The sequence below is a fragment of the Aequorivita marisscotiae genome, assembly GCF_029814825.1.
GTDB classification, from domain to species: domain Bacteria; phylum Bacteroidota; class Bacteroidia; order Flavobacteriales; family Flavobacteriaceae; genus Aequorivita; species Aequorivita marisscotiae.
This window is the reverse complement of sequence record NZ_CP122379.1, coordinates 2125623-2145373: the sequence shown is the minus strand read 5'-3', so window position 1 is coordinate 2145373 and position 19751 is coordinate 2125623. Positions and strand designations below refer to the sequence as shown.

Here is a 19751-nt window from a genome sequence, read left to right as displayed (position 1 = left end):
AAAAGTAGTAAAAATTATGTCGCACATCACTCCTGCCTTCACTCCGAAATCATTTTTAAAAACAATCTCCATAATTCATTTTGCATTGGTTATGGGAGTATCACTTTTTATAATTGTGATGTATTTACAATCTGAAAACCAAAACTTCTCAATAGATTACATGGAAGACAGTATGATTTTTGTCGTTCCAATAATAGCGGTAGTTTGTATTTTAATAGCAAACTTTTTATACACAAATATGCTAAAGGCCTTGACTAAAAAAGTAACTTTAAAAGAAAAATTAAGTGGTTTCCAAACAGCTTCTTTAGTAAAATATGCTCTTTTGGAAGCTCCAGCATTCTTGGCGATTGTGGCATTTATAAATAAGGGAAACCAGTATTTTTTAATAATTTCTTTAATTTTACTCGGGTGGCTTTTAGTACAAAAACCTTCCCGCGACAGGATTGAAACAGATTTGCAATTGGAAGGCAAATTAAAAAGTGAATTTCAGCAAGAAGAAAAACCATTGCTATAACCGCTTTTTTAAGGCAAGCATATCTAAAACCGCAGTACGTTTTATTTTCTCTGTTTCAGTATAAACAAATTCAGGTGTGGCGTATATTTTTTTGGGTTTTTCATAGGTTGAGAGTTTTCCGAAAGCATCTGAATAATCTTCAAATTGCAACTGCCTTTCGCTTTCAACTACTAAAATAATACGTTCGCCCAAGGCATCATCCTTTTCCGAAGCGATAAAAAACGGTTTGTTTATGTATAGCGAAAGCTTTTCTTCAATCATTTCGGGATAAACTTTTACCCCACCAGTATTTATAACGTTATCAATTCTTCCCAAAAATTTAAACGAAGTTGGGGAAATTAACTCCACCACATCATTTGTAACAACCAATTCCTCAGAAATTTCAGGAGCGTGAATCTGCAAACAACCATTTTCAGTTTGTAAAAAACCCACTTTCGGAAGCGCAGAAAAAACAGCTGATTTCTCCTTTCCATTTATTGGTCGGACGGCAATATGACTAATGGTTTCGGTCATTCCATACGTAGCGAATATACTTGTATTCACATTTTGTAATTGTTGTTCCAATTCCGCAGAAACTGCTCCACCACCAACAATAAGCATCTTTACTTTGCGCAAGTTTTCTAACGAATGAAAAACCTGATAGGGCACCATGGCAGAAAAATCGAAATCACTGTCTTGATATTCCAACGGGTTCTTTCCGGGCGCAGCTGTGTGCAAATCCCAGCCCACAATCATTGCACGTACCAGCATCATTTTGCCAGCAATATATTCTGCCGGCAAACAAAGTAATGCTTTCGTACTTTCTTTTAAATTGAAATAATTTACGGTAGCTTCAGCACTGTTATTTACGTGCTTTTTCTGAATTTTAATTTCTTTTGGAGACCCTGTAGAACCTGAAGTTTTTACCGTTATAAAATTATTTTCATCAAGCCATTCCACGATAAATTTACCGATGGCACTTTCGTTGTCCTTTCCCGTTTCAACTAATTGTTTTGCATATTTCAACAAAACGTCGGAAGAAGCAAAAGCTTGGCCATTTAATCTAAACTTGGAATGTAGCAAGGTTTTCACTATTCAATATAAGTTGAATTCTGGGTATTTTCTTCAGCTAAAGCAATGGGTTCTTCTACTTTTCCAAAGAGCTTTCCGCCCCAATCCTTCCATTTATAACGATACGCCATAATTAACAAGAAAATTGGATACAGTATTAATACAGGCGCAATAACATCAAACCCAGCCGAAGGTTCAGAAACATCTTTTAAAATAGAATTGGATTGAAAAACGGTCCAATCTGCGGTAACCAAAAGTACAGAAATTAAATTATTGCCCGCATGAAAGCCAAGTGCAAGTTCCATACCTTCGTCCATTAGCGTTATTATTCCCAAAAAGAAGCCCGTACCGATGTAATAGATCATTATTATGTTTCCAAGTTTTTCAACTTCCGGATTCGCGAGATGAAGTGCTCCAAAAACTACCGAAGTAATAATCAAAGGCAGCCATCGGTTTTTTGCCAAAACGCCTATTCCCTGCATTAGATAGCCTCTAAAAAGATACTCTTCAAAACTGGTTTGTAGCGGAATCATTACAACGGCAATTGCCACCAAAATAATAAACGGCACCAAATTAAACTGAACCACATAATCTTCGGGATTGCTGTAATAATCTATTCCAGTAGCAATCAAAGTAGTTATGGTAATTACTGCAAAACCAAAGAATACACGTCCCCAATCGGTTTTTTTACGCGAAGTAGTAAGTTGAACGAAGGGTTGGTTGTGTAGGTATTTTACAACCAAATAAACTCCCAACAAACCAATTGCAAAACTCAACAACATTAAAAATAATGTCAGGTTTGAATCCAGAACGGTCATTAATACGTTTTGGTCCTGTATTGAAAAAATAGAGCCGCCTTCCGAAACCGTTTTTAGAATCACCGCAATAATTAGTGGTACGGTTCCTATTTGGCTAGCCACAAAAATAATGATAAAACCTACCAGATAACGCCACCATTCGTGAAGCGATTTAAAAGCTTGTTGTATATACATTTTTTAGATTTGAGATATTAGATGTAAGACATTAAATTAATGTAAAAGGTTTAAACTTGAAAGTTCCAATCAACAGTTGGATTATAGTGTAACGCACCGCTTATAACTTCCAGCGGACTTTCAATATTATTTGTATAAAGGCTACCAGTGCCCAAACCTTGCGGCAATTTACTGTTTTTTGTGAAGGTATATTGCGAAATTGCATTTAAACCTATATTGCTTTCCAAAGCGGAAGTAATCCACCAACCAGCATTGTATTTTTCGGCAAGTTTAATCCAAGTATCGCTTCCGCGGAAACCACCAATTAATGAGGGTTTTAAGATTATAAATTGTGGTTTTACGGTATCCAGTAGATTGTTTTTTTCTTCTTCGGAAAAAATGCCGATTAACTCTTCGTCTAACGCAATTGGTAACGGACTGTCTTCACAAAGGCGTGCCATTTCCTGACATTGGCCCTGTTTTATGGGCTGTTCAATAGAATGTAATTGTAAATCTGAAAGTACTTTCAGTTTTTCCAACGCTTCTTGGGGTGAAAAAGCGCCGTTGGCATCTACGCGTAGTTCAACTTCCTTTGTCGAAAATTCTTTCCGAATGGATTTTAAAAGTTCAATTTCAGTTTTGAAGTCTATAGCGCCAATTTTCATTTTAATACAAGTAAAACCTTCTTTCAATTTTTCTGAAATCTGTTGTTTCATAAACGCTTTATCGCCCATCCAAACCAAACCATTAATTGGGATTGACGCCTCGCCACGCGAAAATTCCGAAGGAAATGTTTCGAAAGGATTTTTTGATCGCAACGATTTAAAAGCGGTTTCAACTCCGAATTGCATGGATGGAAATTCGGTTAACGCCTCTACCAAATTGGTGTTTCCCATTGAAATATTATCACAAACCCACTGAAGTTTTTCTTCGTAATCGGCGCGGTCATCAATACTTAAACCACGAAGCAAACCGCACTCGCCCACCCCAAAAGCATCTTCAGTTTTTAGAATAAGAAAATAGGTTTCCTTGATATTTAAAACTCCCCTCGAAGTGCCGCTGGGCCGTTTAAAGTTTAGGATGTATTTTTGAAATGTTGCTTTTAGCATTGTAAAACTACCCTTTGACTGCGATTAGTACAGGCTTGTCAGGACGACATTTGGTTTATAACTCAATAGACTCTCCTATTTCGAGCAACATCAAATCTTTATCGGCATCGTAAAATTTGCGCTTCGCTTCATCGTGGTCTATTTCAATATAGCCAAAAGTATCGTAATGTACGCCCAGAACCTTATCGCATTGTACAAAATCGCTGGCAATTATTGCATCTTCAATTCCCATAGTAAAATTATCGCCTATGGGGAGAATGGCCAAATCTAATTTTGTGTGCATCGGGATTAATTTCATGTCCATCGTTAAAGCGGTATCGCCGGCAATGTAAATATTTTTGTGTTCGCCTTCAATTACAAATCCGCCAGGCTGGCCGCCGTAGCTACCATCGGGAAAACTACTGGTGTGTAGGGCAATTACGTATTTTACCTTTCCAAATTCAAACTTCCAACTTCCTCCGTGATTCATGGGGTGAACTTCAATGCCTTTGGCCTCGTAATGCGTTGCAATTTCAAAATTACTCACGATTATAGCGCCTGTTCTTCGCGCTATTCGGGCCGCGTCTAAAGTGTGATCTTGGTGGGCGTGCGTAAGTAAAATGTAATCTGCTTTTAAGGAATCCACATCTATTTTATCTTTGGCGAGATCGTTCCCGCTAATAAAAGGATCAACCAAAATATGCTTTCCTTTTATTTCAATGCCTAAGCAGTTTTGTCCGTAGAATGTAATTTTCATTTTAAATTTTTTTTAATATATAAATATACTAAACAAGATTGCAAACAAAAAAGTGCTGAGTGCAACCTTTTTTAATTCGGCATCGAGCAGCATTGGGGTCTTATTTTTAAAAACCGTCTTAATATTTAGTAAAAATGGTATAAACGCTATTAAATACACAAATTGCAGGGGTTCTTTATAATTTATCAGCGTATATAAAATAGCGCAAAACATTCCGACGAGCAACAAAAAGGCGTGATACCGTTTTGATTTTTCGCTGCCCATTTTTACCACCAAAGTATTTTTCCCAACTGCGGCATCGGTGTTAATATCCCGCATATTGTTTAAATTTAGAACGGCTGTACTAAAGCTGCCAATTGCAATGGCCGGCAACAGGAGCTGCCAATTAATAGTATGCGTAAATAGGTAGTAACTTCCCAAAACGCTCAATAAGCCAAAAAACAGAAACACAAAAACATCGCCCAAACCGGAGTAACCATAAGCTTTTTTGCCAACGGTGTATTTTACGGCTGCTATTATGGAAACAATTGTAAGATTGAAGAATACAAATGAAATTATAAAGTTTTTATTTCCGAAGGCCATAAAAATTAATATTGTTGCCAAAAAGAACGTAAGTACACCTGTAATTATCATTCCAATTTTCATTTGTTTTGGCGAAATAATCCCGGATGCCACCATGCGTTTTTCACCGGCTCGCTTTGCATCGGTTCCGCGAATGCCATCGCCGTAATCGTTAGCGAAATTGGACAATACCTGAAAACCAACGGTAACCAAAATAGCAAGCCAAAACATGGGCGATTCCAGAATAGATCTGCCTGCCAAACAAACTAACCCGTTGTAGTCTAGATCCAATTGCGATTGCAAAAGTCTGTTTTTTTCAAAAATCCCAGCACTGGCCCCTACAATAATACCAGATACCGAAAGCGGAAGAGTTCGCAATCGTGCAGCGGCAAACCAAGCTTTAAATTTTTTCATTCACTAATTTTTGGTTGGCAAAAATACATTTTAAAAAAGGGCTGTACCAATTTTTATGAATTCAGGTTACCATTTAATTAAGCTACCGATATTTTATTAAATTAGCTTTTCAGAATATTAAAAACTAAATTATGCAAATTTCAACTAGTTCTAATATCGGATTACTACTGTTACGTATAGGTTTTGGCGGAATGATGCTTACTCATGGCATACCAAAACTATTACAAATGTTTTCGGGCGATTTCGCATTTGGCGACCCCATTGGCATTGGTACTACAGCTACTTTAGTTATAGCGGTAATTTGCGAAGTTTTCTTTCCACTTTTGGTAATAATAGGTTTTAGAGTACGAATAGCCGCGATTCCGATAATTGTTACTATGGCTGTTGCCGCTTTTATTGTACACGCGGCAGATCCGTTGGGAACAAAAGAAATGGCTATACTTTATATGTTTGGCTTTACAGCTATTTCTCTTCTAGGTTCAGGAAAATACGCTGTTGATAAACGATGAGAATACGCTTAAAGTAGAAATATTAAAGGTGTTAGTTGAAAATCTTCACCAATAATTCTTTTAACAAATCGGCTTGCGAAAGGTTGGCAGCACCCACACCTTTACTTTTCATATCTATTTCGCGAATTGCAGCAATTATGGCACTCACTTGTCTCATTGGGTAATTACGCGCCGCGGTTTGGTAATCCTTTACAAAATAGGGATTAACTCCAAGTGCCTTTGCGGCTTCACCTTTATTGGAAAGTGCATGATATTTCAATACTTTTGAAAAGAAACTATACAATAATGCCACAGTCATTGGCATCGGGTTGTTTTTAGGGTTTTGTGAAAAATATTGGATGATTGCAAAAGCTTTTTTAACATCCTTGTTTCCGATGGCATTCTGAAGTTCAAAATTGTTGAAATCTTTACTAATCCCAATATTTTCCTCAATTATTTGTGGCGTAATTTGTTGACCAGGTTTTAAGATAAGTTGAAGTTTTTCGAGCTCGTTGTTTACCTTGCTTAAGTCGTTGCCAAGAAATTCAACTAGCATCTGTGCTCCCTTTGGTGTAATGGTGTACCCTTTCCCTGCCAAAACGCGTTTTATCCAATCCGGCACTTGGTTATCGTACAGTTTTTTACTTTCAAAAAGAACACCTTTCTCTACAATTTTTTTGGCCAAAGATTTTCGTTTATCAATCTTTTTATACTTGTAACAAAGTACTAAGACGGTAGTGGGTTGGGGATTTTCGGCATAACCGGCTAAATTTTCAATTGAACGCGAAAGATCTTGCGCTTCCTTTACAATTACCACTTGCTTTTCGGCCATCATCGGGTAGCGCTTGGCCTGGCTAATAATATCATCTACCGAAACATCGCGGCCATAAAGTACCATTTGGTTAAAACCCCTATCTTCTTCGGACAGCACGTTATTTTCAATGTATTTTGAAATACCATCTATATAATACGGCTCCTCTCCCATTAAAAAATAGATAGGTTTGGTGTTTCCATTTTTAATATCGGTAATAATAGCTTTTACTTTGTCCAGCGGCATTGGTAGTAGTATATCTGTTCGAGTGCAGTGGTATTGTTTTTTAGTCTCCCGACTGCGCTCGGGTGGAATTTCAAATTAAATTATAAAAGGAAATACATTCAGAATTTGTTTCTTTGTTTTATGCAAAAACTCAATTTTCCGCAGTATTCCTTCCGCTTCAAAAGTAGCGAAAATAAAACGTTGGTTTTTGATGAAATTAGAAAAAAATTTGTGATACTCACACCCGAGGAATGGGTTCGGTTGCACGTTGTTCAGTTTCTTTTAAAAGAAAAAAACTATCCCAAAAGCCTTATAAATGTTGAAAAACAACTAAAACTAAACAACACCACCAAACGTTATGACGTGGTTGTTTATAAAAACGATGGCAGTATTTTTTTAATCGTGGAATGCAAAGCACCTTCAATCCAGATTACACAGCTAACCTTCGATCAAATTGCGCGCTATAATCTTGTGTTGGATGCCGAATTTTTAATGGTCTCCAACGGTTTGGAGCATTATTTTTGCCAAATGGATTTGCAGGCGGAGAAGTATGTTTTTTTAAAAGATATTCCCGTTTACAAATGAGTGCGTAAAACCCCTTCAAAAATCTATCTTTGCAACGTGAGTGTAGCCGTAGTAATTCTTAATTGGAACGGAAAAGATTTGTTGGAAAAGTTTCTGCCTTCGGTAGTGAAATTTTCTACCAACGCCACTGTTTATGTCGCCGATAATGCCTCTACCGACGATTCGGTTCTATTTGTTTCAGAAAAATTTCCGAGTGTTAAGATTCTTCAAAACAAGGTAAACGGCGGGTATGCAAAAGGATATAACGACGCTTTAAAACACCTTTCCGAATCCATTTTCGTTTTGTTGAACAGTGATGTGGAAGTAACCAAAAACTGGCTGCAACCCATTATTTCAGAGTTTGAAAAAGATTCCTCTATAGTTGCCGCACAACCCAAAATTCTCGATTACAAAAACAAGGAATACTTTGAATATGCTGGTGCCGCCGGTGGTTTTATAGATAAGTACGGGTATCCGTTCTGTCGCGGACGAATTTTTAATACGTTAGAAAAAGACAGCGGGCAATACAACGATGTATCGCAGATATTTTGGGCCTCCGGAGCTTGTTTATTCGTAAAAGCCGATGCCTTTTGGAAAGCAGGTGCATTAGACGAAGATTATTTTGCACATCAAGAAGAAATTGATCTTTGCTGGCGCTTGCAAGCAAATGGCGGAAAAATACTATATGTGGGAGCTTCGGAAATATTTCACGTTGGGGGCGCAACCTTAGCGGCTTTAAATCCGCGTAAAACCTTTTACAATTTTCGAAATTCACTTTTAAATCTTCTAAAGAACATTGCAGGTATTAACGCATTTGTCGTAATTTTTACGCGAATGATTTTGGATGCATTGGCTGCATTTCAATTTTTGTTTCAAGGTAAACCCAAACACTTTTTTGCGGTGCTAAAAGCACACTTCAGCTTTTATTTATTAGTTCCAAAATTTCTCGGTAAACGTAAAATTCATGCTACTAACATTGCATATTTCACAACCAAATCTATTGTGTTTCAATATTTTATAAAGAATAAGAAGATTTTTAACAAATTATAACCTAAAGTATTGTTAATCGTTATTACACTAAGTGGTAATTTAATAATTTTGGTTCGAAAATGTTGAAACAACAATCTAATTATAACCCTTATTAAACTATGAAGAAACTATTGATTTTAGCCGTATGTTCAAGTCTTGCATTTACTTCTTGTGTATCTAAGAAGAAATACGCTGAGCTTGAAGCGAAACAACAGACTACTCAAGATTTGCTGAACACGGCAACTGTTAAACTTAATGACTGCCTTGCAGAAAGAGCAGCACTAAATGCTAAAGCTTCTCAACTTGAGGCGCGTTTGGCCGACATGAAAAAAACCAATGAGGAGCTTATTCAAAGCTCAAAAGATCTTACTATGTTAACGTCTAAAGGAGCAACCAATCTTGAAAAATCGTTGGAGAGCCTTAAAGAAAAAGATTTAAAGATTACTCGTTTACAGGATGCGCTTAACAAGAAAGATAGCGTTACTTTGGCCCTGGTTACCAGTTTAAAAAGAGAAGTTGGTATAAACGATCCAGATATTGAGATAAACGTTGAAAAAGGTGTGGTTTACATTTCACTGTCAGACAAAGTTTTATTTAAAACCGGTAGCTACCAAATTTCGTCAAGAGCCAACGAAATTTTAGGTAAAGTTGCAAAAGTAATTAACGGCAAGCCTGATTTTGAAGCTATGGTTGAAGGCCACACAGATAATGTGCCTTACGGTAAGCGAGGCGAGTTGTTAGACAACTGGGACTTAAGTGTAAAACGCGCAACTGCAATTGTTAGAGCATTGCAAGACCTTGGTATTGCACCAGAGCGTTTAGTGGCAGCGGGACGTGGCGAATACGATCCGTTAGTACCTAATACAACCGCAGAAAACAGAGCGAAAAACAGACGTACTCGTATCTTGGTTCTTCCAAAAATAGACCAGTTTTACGATATGATTGAAAAAGAAATGAAAAATCTTGAAGCTGGAGGATAATAAATCTGAATGCTTAAAACATCAAAACCCAGCCTTAAAAGGTTGGGTTTTTTGTTTTTATAAAACCCTGAAATATTTGGGTAGCTTTTTGTATCTTGTATAGCGTATATATTAATTAGAAAAGAAAATCGCAATGGACGAATTCACCACCAATTGGACCCACGAAGAGTTAAAGGGCTATATGTTATTATATTGTGCACACGCAGATTTTAATGTTTCAAAAGAAGAAAAGGAATACATTAAATCGAGAATTGGCGACAAAAAATACCACAAGGTTCTAAAGGAATTTGAAAATGATAATGACTACCAGCAAATTCAAAAAATAAATGCTGCCATAGAAAGATTTGAATATTCTAAAGAAGAAATAGACGAAGCATTCCGCAGTATAAAAAAATTATTCCTCGCGGACGGCGAAATGGATATTTTAGAAAAAAACCTCTATCGCGGACTAAAACATTTATTAAAAAAATAAATTCTAACTATTAGCCACACCAAATTAAATATTATTGAAAATTTTTACCAGGCTTTTGCAGATTTAGATGCTGAGCGTATGGTGGCCTTTTATCACAACGAAATAACTTTTGAGGATCCTGCCTTTGGCAAAATTCAAGGCGAAAAGGCCAAAAACATGTGGCGTATGCTCTGTAAATCCCAACAGAACAAAAGGTTTCAAGTTATAGCGACTAACATAGTATGTACTTCAGAATCCGGAAAAGCGCATTGGGAAGCCTTTTATACTTTTAGTAGCACAGGTAGAAAAATACACAATAAAATTGATGCGACCTTTAAATTGAAAGACGGAAAAATTATAAACCATAAGGATAGTTTCAATCTTTACAATTGGTCTAAACAAGCCTTGGGATTTAAAGGATTTTTAATTGGTTGGACGCCATTCTTTAAAAACAAATTACGCAACCAAACACAATCCTTGCTTTTGGAATTTCAAAGAAAACAGAATACCGGTATTTAGAGCTCCAAACTTCCCTTACCCTCTCGTACAACTATTGGCTCAGGCCCCGTTAAATCTACAACCGTTGAAGCAATATTACCGCCATAACCGCCATCTATTACTACGTCTACTAGGTTGTCCCATTTTTCATAAATCAGTTCAGGGTCGGTGGTGTACTCTATTACCTCATCTTCATCTTTAATAGAGGTACTAATTATGGGATTGCCCAATTCGCGAACAATTGCTAAGGTTATTGCATTATTGGGAACGCGAATACCCACTTCCTTCTTCTTTTTAAATACAGTTGGCAAATTATTGTTGCCGGGCAAAATAAATGTGTACGGCCCAGGCAAGTTTCTTTTTAATAATTTAAAGGTCGGCGTATCTATTTGTTTTACATAATCGCTTAAATTACTCAAGTTTTCGCATACAAAGGAAAAGTTTGCCTTCTCTAACTTTACCCCGCGCAGCTGGGCTACTCGCTCCATTGCCCGGTTATTTTTAATATCGCATCCCAAGGCATAAACCGTATCGCTGGGATAAATTATTACGCCCCCCTCACGAAGTGTTTTAACAACGCGTTTTATTTCTTTCGGGTTTGGATTTTCTTCGTAGATTTTTATGAATTCTGCCATTGCAATTAATTTTATTTAAAATTACTCGAAATTTTATAAAAAGAAAATTTCCGGTATCGTTCTTCGCATAAAATATGATTTTTGGCGTTATCGTCAAAGCAAAATCACGCAATGAAAAAATTTTTTATACTACTTCTCTTTTTTGGAATTCAATATAGCTTTATTTCCTGTTCAAAAGACAGTGAAAACAATGAAGCCGAAACTTTAACCGAAACAATTTCCTTAAACGTTTCCTATGGCAATGACCCGCAACAAAAATACGATCTATACTTACCCGCAAACAGATCTGTATCTAAAACTAAAGTAATACTATTAATTCACGGCGGCGGTTGGGTTGAAGGCGATAAAAGCGATATGGATTTATTTATTCCGTATATAAAACTTCGGCATCCAAACCATGCAATAGTTAATATAAACTATGTACTTGCCGATGCAGATACTCCTGCCTTTCCAAATCAATTTTTAGATGTTGATGCGGTTATTAACAAACTAACTTCAGAAAAAGACGAACTGCAGATATTGCCAGAATTTGCGTTAATTGGCGCCAGTGCGGGAGCGCATATCTCGCTGATGTACGATTATGTGTACGATACAGATGATCAAGTTAAAATGGTGGGCGATATTGTTGGCCCTACAGATTTTACCGATCCATTTTACAGCGAAAACCCTAACTTCCCTGTTTTAATGGCTGCTTTGGTGGATGAAAGTGCGTACCCTTCGGGAACAAATTATATGGAAGTTTTAAGTCCAGCTTTACGCGTCTCTGCTGATAGTAGTCCCACCCTACTTTTTTATGGAAGTGAAGATCCTTTGGTGCCACTTACAAATGGCAACACGTTAAACACAGCTTTAATTGCTTTTCAAATAGATCATAATTTTACGGTTTACGAAGGCGGCCATGGCGATTGGGCACCAATGGCTATAGAAAATATGAAGGAGCAAATAAGTACGTATATAGATACGCATTTGGCGGTTGCGCAGTAAATGCAATTAATTATCCAACACTTTTAATTTTGCAAAGCGAAGCAGTAATTTTTTTAAACCGCCGTTTTCAAAATCGATTTCAGCTTTTGTGTCTGCACCTACACCTTCAACTTTTAAGATTTTTCCTTTTCCGAAGCGCACGTGCTCTACCATAGTACCTACCTCTAAATTGGCGTCTTTGGCACTAAAATTTTTATCCGTATCGCTGGCTACAGGTTTTAATCGTCGCAACTTTCGAAGTTGTTCCTCGGTTGGACCGGTAGGAGCCCGTCCTGCAACTGGTTTTTTTAATCTGAGTTTGCTATGATCTACTTCATCAAAAATATCGGCATCTAAAAGAGGTTTATATCTATTTTCGGTAATTGGCGTTAAGTATTCTAAAAAGCTTTCGTCTATTTCCTCAATAAAACGGCTGGGTTCGGCGTCTATTAATTTCCCCCAACGATAGCGCGATTGTGTATAGGTAAGATATGCTTGTTTTTCGGCACGGGTAAGGGCTACATAAAACAAACGTCGCTCCTCTTCCAGCTCGCTTCGCGTATTCATGCTCATTCCGCTTGGGAACAATTCTTCCTCCATCCCGACAATATATACATATGGAAACTCTAAGCCTTTGGCCAAATGCACCGTCATCAAGGCCACGCGATCCGCATCGCCCTTGTCGTTATCCAAATCGGTAGCCAGGGCTACATCTTCCATAAACTCGGCAAGCGATCCTGTAGCATCGGCTATTTCTTTTTGCTCTTCTACAAAATCGCGCATTCCGTTTAGCAATTCCTCTATGTTTTCTATGCGAGCAATACCCTCTGGCGTACCGTCTTTTTTAAGTTCTTGGAGCAAACCGGTTTTTTTCGCCACATGTTCTGTTATGGTGAAAGCGTCGTAATTTTGGTTTAACACCTGAAAACTTTCTATCATCGTTACAAAATCCTGTAACTTAGATTTGGTACCCGAATTTATTTTTAAATCAATTTTCTCAATGTTTTTCATCACCTCAAAAATTGATCGATTGTAATGATTTGATGCCACAATCAATCGCTCCATAGTGGTGCCTCCAATACCGCGAGCCGGATAATTAATAACGCGTTTTAGCGCTTCTTCATCTTTAGGATTTAACAGCAATCGGAGGTATGCCAAAACATCTTTAATCTCTTTCCGTTGGTAAAAACTCAGACCCCCATAAATTCTATACGGAATGTCCTTTTTACGCAGTGCATCCTCAATGGCGCGACTTTGTGCGTTGGTTCGGTACAACACTGCAAAATCGCCATCGTGTAATTGATGGTTCATCTTATTTTCAAAAATGGAACTCGCTACAAACCTTCCTTCGTCACCATCGGTCATGGTACGGTTTACGAGTATTTTATTGCCCTCGTCGTTTGCAGTCCAAACCACTTTGTCGAGTCTGGTTTTATTTTTTTCAATTACGTTGTTTGCCGCGTTTACAATGTTTTTGGTAGAACGATAATTTTGCTCCAAACGGAACACTTTTACTTGGTCGTAATCTTTCTGAAAATTTAAAATGTTGTTGATATTCGCTCCACGAAAAGCATAGATACTTTGCGCATCATCGCCTACCACGCAAATATTTTGAAATTTATCTGATAGTGCCCGTACTATTAAATATTGGCTGTGGTTTGTATCTTGATACTCATCTACCAGAATATAGCGAAAACGGTTTTGATATTTTGCCAAAACCTCGGGAAAACGGGTAAGCAGTTCGTTTGTTTTTAACAATAAATCGTCAAAATCCATGGCACCTGCTTTAAAGCATTTATCTACATAGGCTTGGTAAATATCGCCCAATCGCGGCATTTTGGCCATCGCATCGGCCTCCATCAATTCAGGATTATTAAAGTATGCTTTTACGGTAATCAGGCTGTTTTTATACGAAGAAATACGCGAGTAAACTTGTTTGTATTTATACACGTCTTTATCGAGGTGCATTTCCTTTATTACCGCGCGAATAACGCTTTGTGAATCCTGCGTATCGTAAATGGTGAAATTTGAAGGGTAGCCCAACTTATCTGCTTCAAAACGAAGAATTTTTGCAAAAATACTATGGAATGTACCCATCCAAAGGTTTTTTGCTTCGCTCGCCCCTACAATTTCCGAGATACGCTTTTTCATTTCGCGGGCCGCTTTGTTAGTAAAAGTTAATGCCAAAATATTGAACGGGTCCACACCTTTAGACATTAAATACGCGATACGAAAAGTTAGCACTCGTGTTTTCCCAGATCCGGCGCCTGCAATTACGATCATGGCACCTTCTTTTTGCAGTACTGGCGCAAGTTGAGCTTCGTTAAGTTGTTCTAAATATTTTTCCAAAACTTCATTTTCTTCAAGGTGTGAAAATAGCTATTATGAAACATTCTCGAAAAAGGATTTGGTATTAATTATAAACAAATATTTTGTTGCCAAGCTAATTTTTACTTCCAAACAATTCTCTAGAAACATATATTTTTAAATATCTTTATAAAAAAACTAGCAATGGATTCTATCTTGTCTTTTCTTTCCCAAATTCCTTGGTGGGGTTGGGTTCTACTTTTTTTAGCGATTGTTGTAATTCGCGATATATTTTTTAATAAGCGGCATACTATTAGCCATAACTTTCCGCTAATTGGGCATATTCGGTATTTGCTCGAAAGTATTGGGCCCGAGTTAAGGCAGTATATTGTAGCCAACAACCGCGAGGAACTTCCTTTTAACCGTATTGAACGCGGATGGATTTACGCTTCGGCAAAAAACGAGAACAATTACGAAGGCTTTGGTACCGATCGCGATATTTATGAACCCAACTACATTTTCATAAATAACTCCATGCTTCCATTTAAAGTTGAAAAACATAATCCCAACTATAAAAACCCTTATTTTTTACCCTGTGCTAAAGTTATGGGCGAATTCCATAAACGCCGCAGACCGTATCGTCCAGCATCAATTATTAATGTTTCAGCTATGAGTTTTGGTTCCCTTTCGGCCCGCGCCGTAGAGTCTTTAAACAAAGGTTGCGCCATGGCCTACGCTTACCATAACACAGGTGAGGGCGGACTTTCTCCCTATCATAAAACTGGGGCCGATGTTGTTTTCCATTTTGGAACTGGATACTTTGGTGTACGTGATGAAGATGGAAATTTTTCCATGGAAAAAATAGTAAAACTCGTCAATAGCAATCCACAAGTACGAGCCATTGAAGTAAAACTTTCACAAGGTGCAAAACCTGGTAAAGGAGGCGTTTTACCGGGTTCAAAAATTACACAGGAAATTGCAGATATTAGGCACGTACCCTTGGGCAAAGATGTGCTTTCTCCGCCAAACCATTCGGCCTTTACTGACGTTAAAAGCATGGTTGAGTTTATAGAGAGTATCGCAGAAGCAACGGGCTTGCCGGTTGGTATTAAATCGGCTGTAGGTCGTTTAGGCGAATGGGAACAGTTGGCAAAAATTATGAAAGAAACTGGCAAAGGACCAGATTTTATAACTATTGACGGCGGTGAAGGCGGTACCGGAGCCTCGCCACCAAGTTTTGCAGATCACGTTTCGCTTCCGTGGCTTTTCGGCTTTGCAGAAATTTATAAAATTTTTAAAAAGCACGATATCTGCCAACAAATAGTTTTTATAGGAAGTGGCAAATTAGGCTTTCCCGCAAAAGCTGCCATGGCATTTTCCATGGGGGTAGATTTAATAAATGTAGCCCGCGAAGCAATGATGAGCATTGGCTGTATTCAAGCGCAGCTGTGCCACACCAATAAATGCCCCAGTGGAGTTGCCACGCAAAACAAGTGGCTACAGCGCGGTATAAATATAGAAGACAAATCTGTGCGGGCACATTTCTATTTTAAGAACTTTAGTAAGGAATTGTTAGAAATGACCCACGCCTGCGGCTACGAACATCCCTGCCAATTTACGATGGACGATGTAGATTTGACCGTCGGTGATAAAAACTTAATTAAAACCTTATCGCAATCGTTCATGTATCATAAGTGCGCGGTGCCCTTTGAAAGTATGAAGGCACTTTCTCAATGCGAATTCTTAGGAGGTAATTTCCACGAAAAAGAAGCTAAAAAAGAAGTAAAGGCAATGAAGAAAGAAAACAAAGTTAGGTATTGATATTTTTGTAAACTGTTTTGCCAAAGTGCCGCAAACAACTTAAGTTTGTTGCTAATTTAAAAATAAAATGGAAGAAGCAACCCAAGTTATTAGCTATGTAGTCTACCTTTTACCAGCAATTGTTGTAGGGTTAATCGCCTACTTTTTTTTTAAGGGCCATACGGCCAATGAAGAAGGCCGAAGAAGGTATTTAATTCAGAAAGAAGCCCAAAAGCAAGTATTGCCTCTTAGACTTCAGGCCTACGAGCGCATAACCCTATTTTTAGAACGCATTGACCCTAAAAAGTTGCTAATTCGCGTAAAGCCTTTTTCCGATGCAAAGGACGATTATGAAAGCTTGTTGGTAAAAAATATTGAACAGGAATACGACCATAATTTAACCCAACAAATATATATTACGCCAGAATGTTGGAATTTGATAAATGCTGCTAAAAACGCGACAATTCACATTATCCGTCAGGCTGCGATGAATGAAAAAAACAGCGATGTAGATAAAATGCGCGAATGGTTATTACAGCATTTTATGGAGGAAATTTCGCCCTCGCAAAAAGCCATGGCCTTTGTAAAAAAAGAAGTTAGCGAACTTTTTTAAATAATTTTCCACAAACTAATCGTCGAGAGTACGTATTTCGTTTAACTCATTGTTTTTATGGTCGGCGTATTGGTAGCCCAACTCCCACCATTTGGTCATCATATTCTTGTCGAATATTAACGAATTGGTCGTTAATACCGTTGGGGTATAATAGAGGTTTATTATTACATCTTTGTTAGTAGCCACAAATTTTCCAATTCTAATATTTTGTTTTTCAATACGGTCTGCCATATAATTGTGCATATTAGTGAGGAGCGAAAACACATTTTTAGAAGGCAAGCGATTGTAGTAGGTAATCTCCGTTTCCAAAATAATTACATCTATGGCAGTAGCTCCGCGATTTATGGCTTCTTCAATTGGCACCATACTCCCAAAACCGCCGTCGGCATATTCGCAACCGTCTTTTTTTACAAGACTCATAAAAGGGGTGTAATTTGAAGAAATCCAAATCCAATCTAAAAAATCTGCGTATTCAAAATCGTTAACCGATTTGTATTCTACTTGATTTAGCGATAGGTTCGAAACCGTTACAACTACTTCTTTCTCAGAAGACTTTAAAATATTGAATTCTTCTTCGGTTACTGTTTTTCCTATCAGTTTTCTCAAATTTAAACTTTCACCAAAAGTCTTTTTGCCTTTAATAAAATTTCGAAGTACCGTTAGGTGGTCAATACCAATTTGTTTTCCGCCAAATTTATCTTTCTTTACCACAAATGGGCAACTGCTAAAAATGCTCTTTTGGTTTACCGAAGTATATACGTTTTTTATTTTTTCCACCTTGTCCAGCGCTAAGTGCGATATAAGCAAACTACCCGTAGATGTGCCAACAAAAAGATCGTATTTATAATTTAGTTTTTGAATTAAATACTGCGCCACGCCCCCTGCAAAGGCGCCCTTACTCCCTCCTCCTGATATTACCAACGCTCTCATTCCTTTATCATTGAATTTAAATAATTTGCCGCTTTTTCTGAAACCTGTTTGCCCAAAATTTTAATTTGATTGTGATATTTTTCATTTTGAAGCAGCTCCCCCAACAATTCTTTGGAAGTTTTTGCAAAACGCCAAGTGGGGTGCACAGTTGCTTCAACCAAATTTTTAAGTGTTTCTAAATCCCACAATTGAAGCTCGTTTATATAATTAAATGCTTTTTCACGAATTTCAAAACTATAGGTTGGGGAGGAATATTTTTTTAATTCAATTAAAAACTCTTCCTTTTTTAAAGTTTCATATCCTTCTGTAATCAATGCCAAGGCAAGCCACAACTGCCTAATATTTTTATTTTGAAAACCTTCAACACCTTTTGTTTGGTTAAGATAATCTACTCTTTTATCGGGAAATTGCATCCACAAGTTATATAGTGCCGTTTCATTGGTAACATAAGATTCATCTTTTAACAAACTTTCGTATTCGGTTTGAAGCTCCTTCGGAATGGTTTGGAGCGAAAGTGAAATAGCCTGCCGAACATATAGATTATTGCTGTTAAAAGCAGCTTTATACAACGGAAGCGTTTCAGAAAGCGGTTCGTCCAGCAATTGATACACGGCTTCCTGCCCAATAAAATCATTTGGAAAGGTAAGTGCTGTTTTTAACTGCAATTTCTTAGCTGAAATAGGCATTGCCCGAAGCGCAGAAATTTCAAAATAGTTTTTTATAAAAGGCGATTTCAACAAAGCTTGATAGGCATCTTCACTTTGAAAAGCCGATTGATACAACCAATTTTCTTCCCATTGGGTAATATCAACAAAGGTAGCAGCGCGCACTTCCTCCAAAAAATCTTCGGTGGTAACGTTGGTAAACTGGTATTTTAAAAGATAATTTGCTACAGCTAGTTTAAACGCTTCTTCACCAATCAATTCTTTTAAAATATGGAGTGCCCACGCCCCTTTTTGATAAAAGGTAAGCGAGCTGGCTTTCGGATTTAGTAGCGATTCACCTTTGCCCTCGTCGCTCATTGCCTTTAACTGCTCTGCGGTTTGGTACAATTGCCAGTAATAATAATCATCGCCAAAAACGTCTCTTTCCGCCAGCAGCGCGTAATAGGTTGCAAACCCTTCCTGCAGCCAATGATGCTCGTTTGCCGATGCGGTCACCAAATTCCCAAACCATTGATGCGCCAATTCGTGGGCGTTTACGTTTACGTAATTTCTATCGCTATAACCTGTGGAATCCACCATAAATGCTTCGGAAAAAAAGGTGGCGGTTGTGTTTTCCATTCCTGCATACAGAAAATCGCGTACGGGTACTTGCTTGTAGTTTTGCCACGGATAATGCACGCCGATCTCCGTTTCTAAAAAGTCGAAAATTTGTTTGCTGTAACGATAGGTTGGTTCAACTTTAAGTGAATCTTTCGGATTGAAGTATAATTCAATAGGAATTCCAGAGTTTGAAAGAAGTTCTTTTTTGTTGAAATCGCCAATTGCGAAGGCTACCAAATAACTGGACATTGCGTTTTTCATATTGAAACGCCAAGCATTAATTTCGTGTATTTTTTGTACATCTATTAATTTTCCATTGGCAATTACCACTTTATCACTTGGTGCCAAAAGTTGTAAATCGAACTCAATTTTATCGTTTACATCGTCAATGCTTGGCAACCAATGCGAAGTGTACTTTCCCTGGCCCTGCGTCCAAATCTGGTCTTCAAAAAAATACAGCGTTTGTTTCGGCTTCATTTCGTACCAAAAATCTGCTTTGTATGTTTTATCTACTTTAAAATCACCAATAAACCAAACCTTATTTTCTGTGGAAGTTATACTGAAATCTTTAGAGTTTATATCGTTTAATTGAATTTGTACGGCATCCATAAAAATGGAGTCTGTTTCTTTTAAAACCTTAAAGGTGGCAAGAAATCTTCCTTCAACTTTCTTTTCAGCAGCATCCGTACCGATGGAAGCATCAATCTTTAAAAAATCTACAACCGCTGTTTGTTGCGCTTGCAATCTTGAGTTTGTTGCAGACACAAGAACTAGCAGAAATAGTATTGCCGAAAATCTTCGCTGCAACTTAGTCGCGTTTAATTTCAAAAAATAAAG

The 19751-nt window shown here is 37.6% G+C and carries 20 protein-coding genes; 10 read left to right on the top strand and 10 right to left on the bottom strand.

Translation table 11 applies throughout. The annotated features are described in order from the left end of the window. Positions 1-16 precede the first annotated feature (16 nt). Positions 17-514 carry a hypothetical protein gene (locus tag QCQ61_RS09600; protein WP_279447430.1) on the top strand — a complete coding sequence of 166 codons (498 nt, stop codon included), beginning with the start codon at positions 17-19 and terminating at the stop codon, positions 512-514. On the opposite strand, the gene QCQ61_RS09595 is transcribed toward QCQ61_RS09600, so the two are convergent. From QCQ61_RS09595 to menA, 5 genes are read right to left on the bottom strand one after another with little or no spacing between them, the layout of a single operon-like run. Further along, positions 509-1585, bottom strand: a complete 1077-nt coding sequence (locus QCQ61_RS09595; protein WP_279447429.1) for an AMP-binding protein — start codon at positions 1583-1585, stop codon at positions 509-511. The genes QCQ61_RS09600 and QCQ61_RS09595 overlap by 6 nt on opposite strands. After that, on the bottom strand, positions 1585-2556 hold the full coding sequence (locus tag QCQ61_RS09590) for a CPBP family intramembrane glutamic endopeptidase (RefSeq protein WP_279447428.1): 972 nt from the start codon (positions 2554-2556) through the stop codon (positions 1585-1587). The genes QCQ61_RS09595 and QCQ61_RS09590 overlap by 1 nt, the downstream gene beginning before the upstream one ends. Positions 2557-2606: 50 nt before the next feature. Beyond that, complete coding sequence (locus tag QCQ61_RS09585) at positions 2607-3644, bottom strand: o-succinylbenzoate synthase (protein ID WP_279447427.1); 1038 nt, start codon at positions 3642-3644, stop codon at positions 2607-2609. A 55-nt stretch (positions 3645-3699) separates the two neighbouring features. After that, on the bottom strand, positions 3700-4380 hold the full coding sequence (locus QCQ61_RS09580; RefSeq protein WP_279447426.1) for a metal-dependent hydrolase: 681 nt from the start codon (positions 4378-4380) through the stop codon (positions 3700-3702). Between the two features lie 12 nt (positions 4381-4392). Beyond that, positions 4393-5355 (bottom strand): 1,4-dihydroxy-2-naphthoate octaprenyltransferase, encoded by a 963-nt coding sequence (gene menA, locus QCQ61_RS09575; protein WP_279447425.1) that lies wholly within the window; start codon positions 5353-5355, stop codon positions 4393-4395. Positions 5356-5486: 131 nt separating this feature from the next. On the opposite strand from menA, the gene QCQ61_RS09570 reads away from it, so the two are divergent. Further along, the gene (locus QCQ61_RS09570) at positions 5487-5864 is read left to right on the top strand and encodes a DoxX family protein (protein ID WP_279447424.1); all 378 of its coding nucleotides are present in this window, start codon (positions 5487-5489) and stop codon (positions 5862-5864) included. A gap of 31 nt (positions 5865-5895) precedes the next feature. Here QCQ61_RS09570 and holA read toward each other — a convergent pair whose 3' ends face one another. Further along, positions 5896-6900, bottom strand: coding sequence for a DNA polymerase III subunit delta (gene holA, locus QCQ61_RS09565; RefSeq protein ID WP_431605785.1), 1005 nt, complete (start codon positions 6898-6900; stop codon positions 5896-5898). Positions 6901-7020: 120 nt separating this feature from the next. Here holA and QCQ61_RS09560 point away from each other — a divergent pair, with 120 nt between their 5' ends. The 5 genes from QCQ61_RS09560 to QCQ61_RS09540 all read left to right on the top strand — a co-directional run bounded on the left by QCQ61_RS09560 (position 7021) and on the right by QCQ61_RS09540 (position 10422). Then, a complete protein-coding gene (locus tag QCQ61_RS09560) occupies positions 7021-7464 on the top strand; it encodes a type I restriction enzyme HsdR N-terminal domain-containing protein (protein WP_279447423.1) in 444 nt (147 codons plus the stop codon). Between the two features lie 36 nt (positions 7465-7500). Next, a complete protein-coding gene (locus tag QCQ61_RS09555) occupies positions 7501-8493 on the top strand; it encodes a glycosyltransferase family 2 protein (protein WP_279447422.1) in 993 nt (330 codons plus the stop codon). A 98-nt stretch (positions 8494-8591) separates the two neighbouring features. Beyond that, the gene (locus QCQ61_RS09550; protein WP_279447421.1) at positions 8592-9452 is read left to right on the top strand and encodes an OmpA/MotB family protein; all 861 of its coding nucleotides are present in this window, start codon (positions 8592-8594) and stop codon (positions 9450-9452) included. 133 nt (positions 9453-9585) lie between these two features. Further along, on the top strand, positions 9586-9924 hold the full coding sequence (locus QCQ61_RS09545; protein WP_279447420.1) for a tellurite resistance TerB family protein: 339 nt from the start codon (positions 9586-9588) through the stop codon (positions 9922-9924). After that, a complete protein-coding gene (locus QCQ61_RS09540) occupies positions 9925-10422 on the top strand; it encodes a nuclear transport factor 2 family protein (protein WP_347814833.1) in 498 nt (165 codons plus the stop codon). Here QCQ61_RS09540 and QCQ61_RS09535 read toward each other — a convergent pair. Beyond that, entirely contained in the window at positions 10419-11036 is a 618-nt protein-coding gene (locus QCQ61_RS09535) for an L-threonylcarbamoyladenylate synthase (protein ID WP_279447419.1), read from the bottom strand. The genes QCQ61_RS09540 and QCQ61_RS09535 overlap by 4 nt on opposite strands. A gap of 111 nt (positions 11037-11147) precedes the next feature. Between QCQ61_RS09535 and QCQ61_RS09530 the strand changes: the two genes are divergently transcribed. Then, the gene (locus tag QCQ61_RS09530) at positions 11148-12020 is read left to right on the top strand and encodes an alpha/beta hydrolase fold domain-containing protein (protein ID WP_279447418.1); all 873 of its coding nucleotides are present in this window, start codon (positions 11148-11150) and stop codon (positions 12018-12020) included. 6 nt (positions 12021-12026) lie between these two features. Here QCQ61_RS09530 and QCQ61_RS09525 read toward each other — a convergent pair whose 3' ends face one another. Beyond that, positions 12027-14348 (bottom strand): ATP-dependent helicase, encoded by a 2322-nt coding sequence (locus tag QCQ61_RS09525; RefSeq protein WP_279447417.1) that lies wholly within the window; start codon positions 14346-14348, stop codon positions 12027-12029. Positions 14349-14510: 162 nt separating this feature from the next. Here QCQ61_RS09525 and QCQ61_RS09520 point away from each other — a divergent pair, with 162 nt between their 5' ends. Next, positions 14511-16127 carry an FMN-binding glutamate synthase family protein gene (locus QCQ61_RS09520; RefSeq protein ID WP_279447416.1) on the top strand — a complete coding sequence of 539 codons (1617 nt, stop codon included), beginning with the start codon at positions 14511-14513 and terminating at the stop codon, positions 16125-16127. A gap of 67 nt (positions 16128-16194) precedes the next feature. After that, the gene (locus QCQ61_RS09515) at positions 16195-16719 is read left to right on the top strand and encodes a DUF7935 family protein (RefSeq protein ID WP_279447415.1); all 525 of its coding nucleotides are present in this window, start codon (positions 16195-16197) and stop codon (positions 16717-16719) included. Between the two features lie 15 nt (positions 16720-16734). Here the strand turns inward: QCQ61_RS09515 and QCQ61_RS09510 are convergent, their stop codons facing one another. Together QCQ61_RS09510 and QCQ61_RS09505 are read right to left on the bottom strand one after the other, a co-directional pair. Continuing rightward, on the bottom strand, positions 16735-17649 hold the full coding sequence (locus tag QCQ61_RS09510; RefSeq protein ID WP_279447414.1) for a patatin-like phospholipase family protein: 915 nt from the start codon (positions 17647-17649) through the stop codon (positions 16735-16737). Beyond that, positions 17646-19721 (bottom strand): M1 family metallopeptidase, encoded by a 2076-nt coding sequence (locus QCQ61_RS09505; protein ID WP_279447413.1) that lies wholly within the window; start codon positions 19719-19721, stop codon positions 17646-17648. The genes QCQ61_RS09510 and QCQ61_RS09505 overlap by 4 nt, the downstream gene beginning before the upstream one ends. Positions 19722-19751: the final 30 nt, after the last annotated feature.

Coding starts and splice junctions, on each gene's coding strand:
- QCQ61_RS09600 (WP_279447430.1), top strand. CDS start 17: ATGTCGCACATCACTCCTGCCTTCACTCCGAAATCATTTTTAAAAACA.
- QCQ61_RS09580 (WP_279447426.1), bottom strand. CDS start 4,380: ATGAAAATTACATTCTACGGACAAAACTGCTTAGGCATTGAAATAAAA.
- QCQ61_RS09520 (WP_279447416.1), top strand. CDS start 14,511: ATGGATTCTATCTTGTCTTTTCTTTCCCAAATTCCTTGGTGGGGTTGG.
- QCQ61_RS09550 (WP_279447421.1), top strand. CDS start 8,592: ATGAAGAAACTATTGATTTTAGCCGTATGTTCAAGTCTTGCATTTACT.
- menA (WP_279447425.1), bottom strand. CDS start 5,355: ATGAAAAAATTTAAAGCTTGGTTTGCCGCTGCACGATTGCGAACTCTT.
- QCQ61_RS09510 (WP_279447414.1), bottom strand. CDS start 17,649: ATGAGAGCGTTGGTAATATCAGGAGGAGGGAGTAAGGGCGCCTTTGCA.
- QCQ61_RS09590 (WP_279447428.1), bottom strand. CDS start 2,556: ATGTATATACAACAAGCTTTTAAATCGCTTCACGAATGGTGGCGTTAT.
- QCQ61_RS09535 (WP_279447419.1), bottom strand. CDS start 11,036: ATGGCAGAATTCATAAAAATCTACGAAGAAAATCCAAACCCGAAAGAA.
- QCQ61_RS09570 (WP_279447424.1), top strand. CDS start 5,487: ATGCAAATTTCAACTAGTTCTAATATCGGATTACTACTGTTACGTATA.
- QCQ61_RS09515 (WP_279447415.1), top strand. CDS start 16,195: ATGGAAGAAGCAACCCAAGTTATTAGCTATGTAGTCTACCTTTTACCA.
- holA (WP_431605785.1), bottom strand. CDS start 6,900: ATGCCGCTGGACAAAGTAAAAGCTATTATTACCGATATTAAAAATGGA.
- QCQ61_RS09585 (WP_279447427.1), bottom strand. CDS start 3,644: ATGCTAAAAGCAACATTTCAAAAATACATCCTAAACTTTAAACGGCCC.
- QCQ61_RS09560 (WP_279447423.1), top strand. CDS start 7,021: ATGCAAAAACTCAATTTTCCGCAGTATTCCTTCCGCTTCAAAAGTAGC.
- QCQ61_RS09530 (WP_279447418.1), top strand. CDS start 11,148: ATGAAAAAATTTTTTATACTACTTCTCTTTTTTGGAATTCAATATAGC.
- QCQ61_RS09545 (WP_279447420.1), top strand. CDS start 9,586: ATGGACGAATTCACCACCAATTGGACCCACGAAGAGTTAAAGGGCTAT.